The following is a 3,953-nucleotide window of genomic DNA, read 5'->3' as shown; positions in this document are numbered from 1 at the left end:
GCAGCTCCTCACTGGTGAGCTTGCGGATATCCATCACCAGGGTGAGTGGCTGTGGACCTTCAAAGAGCTTGCCTGAACGCAGAGAGTGGCGACCATCGTCGGCAATGCTTAACCGGGTCACCAGATTAGCCTGTGAGAGGTCGTCAGGGTGGGAAATAAGGGTGAAATCCCGATGTTCATCATCAGTATGGGCCACTAAGAGCTGTCGAACCTGATCATCACTGGCAACAAAACGAAAATCGAAGGCATGAGGAGGCTTATCGAGCGAGGACTTTGCTGGGGATACAGCTCTCGCTTTGTCAGAAAACGTCACCGCAGGTAACGATGTCTTTAGTTTGCACGTTACATCAGGGCAGATTTCTACACCCTTTTCATTTGGCGGGGAGTCCGGCTTCACGCTCCCGGTCGGCACGCCACTCTCGAGAACGGGTTTGTTTGTTTTCTCATCAATACGACCATCCATAGCCAATACCTCCACGCAGTCATTTGCAGGACCAGGTTAAAACTGTTTGGTGGTTTGACCTTGAAATTGGATGGAAGTTCCCTACAGAGCTGACACCCCCCAGAAGTAAGTGGCTTTCCGCTCATTCGGGTAATCAGGAAAAAAATCTGCCTGGTTTTACATCAATGAGTCGTAAATCGAATTCAAATTTACACTGTTCAAAAACTCTTCGGCAATTTTTGTCAGCTCATCGGATCTGAGCACCAGAGCGTTACCGGCGTTGAGTGCCTGCCGTAAGTGAGTATCCCTGAGAGATTTCGCAAATGGGTCAGAGCTATCAATTTTATACATCATGGCATACAGCTCTTCTGGTGAGGATGGCTCATGAGCGCCATAGATGTCCAGATAGTCCTTTGGTGTGATGTGATCAATCATAGTAGCTTTGGCCCAGCAATACGTTAAGCCACCGGCTTTTGAGTGCGTCATTTCATACAGGTAATAACTGAAGGCTTGCTGAATCGCTTGCCGGTATTTGTACCTTAAACCATTCCAAAGCCTATAATCCTCAACTGCTAACCCATAGGGATTGAGTTTGATTTTTTCCGTTATCTGCTTCAAGTCCGGGCTGCTCTCAACTTTTCGATGAAACAGGACTCTGACTTTTTCCGCAATCACGGTCTTTCCCCAGGAAGGTTCCCCGAGGATAATCACTGGACGGTGGTTCGCCTTGCCAGAGCTCAACTTTGCAAACGCGGGGTGGTGCACCAGCATTCGTTCTATATTCGGAACTCCCTCGGGGTCGTCCGTCCAGGCGATCTGTAAAGACGACTGAATAATTTTATACGTAAGGAATGACGAAAACCCATCATGACAATGAGTCACGAACCAGGCTTCACCGTTTCTACTTTGGAAGCTTTTGTAAACCAACCGCCATGTCTGGCTATTTTTTTCTCTGGAAAATAACTTCCGGTACCATATTTTCAGAGCATGGGCGGCTTCAAACTTCACTTCATCGACGGCTTCCAGACGTACCAAAGTCTCATGGTGTATATCAGCAAGCCCTGTATAGAAGTCGTTGATTGGCGGTTGGTCCAGCCAACCCGATTTCAGGGTTTTACGGACAAATTGAATAACCGAAGGTCTGGTTAAGTCAATGTGCTTCAGTATGTCCAGAATTAAATGAAACCATTGCAGAGGGTTTGCTCCGCCCTGAACAATCATTTTTGAATGGAGTGACTTGAGTTGTTCTGTGACCTGATCTTCATCGCTGTTGGACAAGATTTCTTTTATTGCCTCCGACATTGGTTTACTCAAATTGTCTTCGTTGTAAGCCAAAAAAACGCTCCATATTACCCCGTAACCACTCGGTGTTTCTGTCTCCAGTGACTCCAGCATTGAGACGCCCATGACAAAACCGGTTAAGTTTTTTTCCTTCCAAAGGTTACGGACTATTTCGAAAATACTTAGATGGGTTTTTGGTAATGCACTCTTTGTCGCTAAAGCGTTGTTCAGTTCCATCAGGCTCATGCCACAAGCTTTAGCCAGAGTTTGCTGTTGTGTTAAATCAGCGCCTTTAAGGAATTCCTTCAGGAGACCCAGAGTCTTCTTTAACTCAGTGCTGGAAACAGTTCCTTTCGTATTCGGCTGGAAGGCAGGTGTGATTGTTGTTACCTGTGCGGGTCCCCCGTCCAAATCGACCGATTTCCAGGTTTGGCCTCCATCCTCGGAATACTCAGCAAAGCAGTGGATAAAGTTATCGATTAGCCGACATGGAATCCCGAAATAACGACAAAAAGCAATAAAAACAGTCACACGATGATGGCAGCTACCCTGTCGTTTTGTTACGAGGAATTCAAAAAAATTCTCATGACTCTCTGGTTGAATCTCACCGGAAAACTGTGTGCAATAGTCCGTGATCGCCCGAATGAGTTGTGTCTTGTCTTTGGCGTTTTTTATTGCCTGCAATGGCGCCTGTACTTCGGGTAGTTGTCGGCCAATGGTCTTAAACAGTTTGTTCAGTACGTTTTTCATGCCTTCTGAACAGTGGGTGTCAAACCATGTTGATCGTTCTTGCAGGGCTTCTTTAGTAAATGTTTTTTTACTCGCTACTCTGGATTGCACGACATAAGTCACTTGGATACTCTGGTTAGCTTTGGCCTCAGGGACAGACAGTGTGTGAAGCCCGGTATATCGATCCCGGACCAGGGTAAATGCCATATCAGGTTCTATACGCAGGGCCACGATATGGTCGTCAGGGTTCAGGCTGGGCAAGGCATATTGGCCGTTTTTTGATGAACAGCTAAAAGTCGCCAGCGCTTGATCGCTGGTTAATAGCACTGGTTGGTCCTGCCCTGGTAACCGTTCCGGTATGAGGGTTTCAACTCCATCAATGTCTTTATCATTGAGATCGATCTCTTTGACATCGCCTTTGGCAGTCACATAAATATCCCGTGCCAAGTGGCGATACAGACGAGAAGAATGGTAGCAATCAAAAATTTTATAATCGTCAAGCTGTGACTTCTCCTGGTATTCATAGTTCGTTGTCCGGTTCAATGCCGGAGCCTGTTTCTCGTGGACTTCCGGATCGTATTGTTCAGCAGCGTTATCAGTGGCAATAGTTGACGCTCTGTTAACAGGGTTCGACTGACCAATTATCTGATACCAGAACGCGGGCCTTAGTGGAAGCGCCCCGGAGCTCCTTGCGCTTATCCGCTGATCAGCCTCCTGAAGGCAGGGCTGATAAGTCGATATTTTCAGCGTTTGCTCCTGCTCTTTCGTCAGTGGAAACACGCTATTAACGTCCACGCCCGTCTGGCCAAACTCATGATCAAACCATCGTCGCTGCCAGTGTCCGTAGAGTGCCTTGGTGAGCATATCATCCGACTGATCCGGTTTCAGGGAAAGGCCGGATGCCTGCCATCTGGCCTGAGCTACCATCCTGATTATTTCCGTTCTGGCTTCTTCTTCAGTCAGACGAGTCTCGACACGAATTTCATGGCGTTTCTCATCAATACTGTTGAGATCACTGCGTCGTATCACCCACGGACGCTCAATGTCCGATACCATGTGGTTGAACCAATCCCAAAGTTGATAATCAAAAGCGCTGTTACTCGTGGCAAGTGCCGATGACTTTGGTAGTGCCCCCAGAGAGATCCCGGCGGCCATCAGATAAAGCCGGTAATGCTGATTGAGGCACTGATGAAGTCCGTCTTTGGTAAAATCGCCCCCTTGGACGATGGCCCGGGCCGCATTTTGTAGATCAAGACTGGTTGGCTGCAATGGTAAGTTTTGCCTTTGCAGGCAGGCCCTCAAACGACAATGTTGCTCAGTCAGCCATTCAGCCACGATTTTCCCGTGCCAGGTCTGTGGCAACACTTTCTCAGCAATGGCACGCAATTCTGCCGGGTTGTACTGCCGGATGGGTATATGTCGAAAACGCCCTTTCAGTGCCGGTGATAACGGTTTTCGCCCGCTATACTCCGGTGGGTTGATGGTGGCAAACAGGTGGAAT

2 protein-coding genes are annotated in these 3,953 nt (G+C 48.0%); both read right to left on the bottom strand.

Going from position 1 to position 3,953, the window contains the following annotated elements:
* A partial coding sequence (locus KDK18_RS09945) for a hypothetical protein (protein WP_257254747.1) occupies positions 1-463 on the bottom strand: 463 nt, incomplete at its 3' end.
* Between the two features lie 156 nt (positions 464-619).
* The coding region (locus KDK18_RS09940; RefSeq protein WP_257254746.1) for a transglutaminase-like domain-containing protein at positions 620-3,953 on the bottom strand (3,334 nt) is incomplete at its 5' end.

The sequence above is a fragment of the Endozoicomonas sp. SESOKO3 genome (assembly GCF_024606255.1).
Note: the sequence above shows the minus strand (reverse complement) of the source record. Positions and strands in the feature narration are given on the sequence as shown.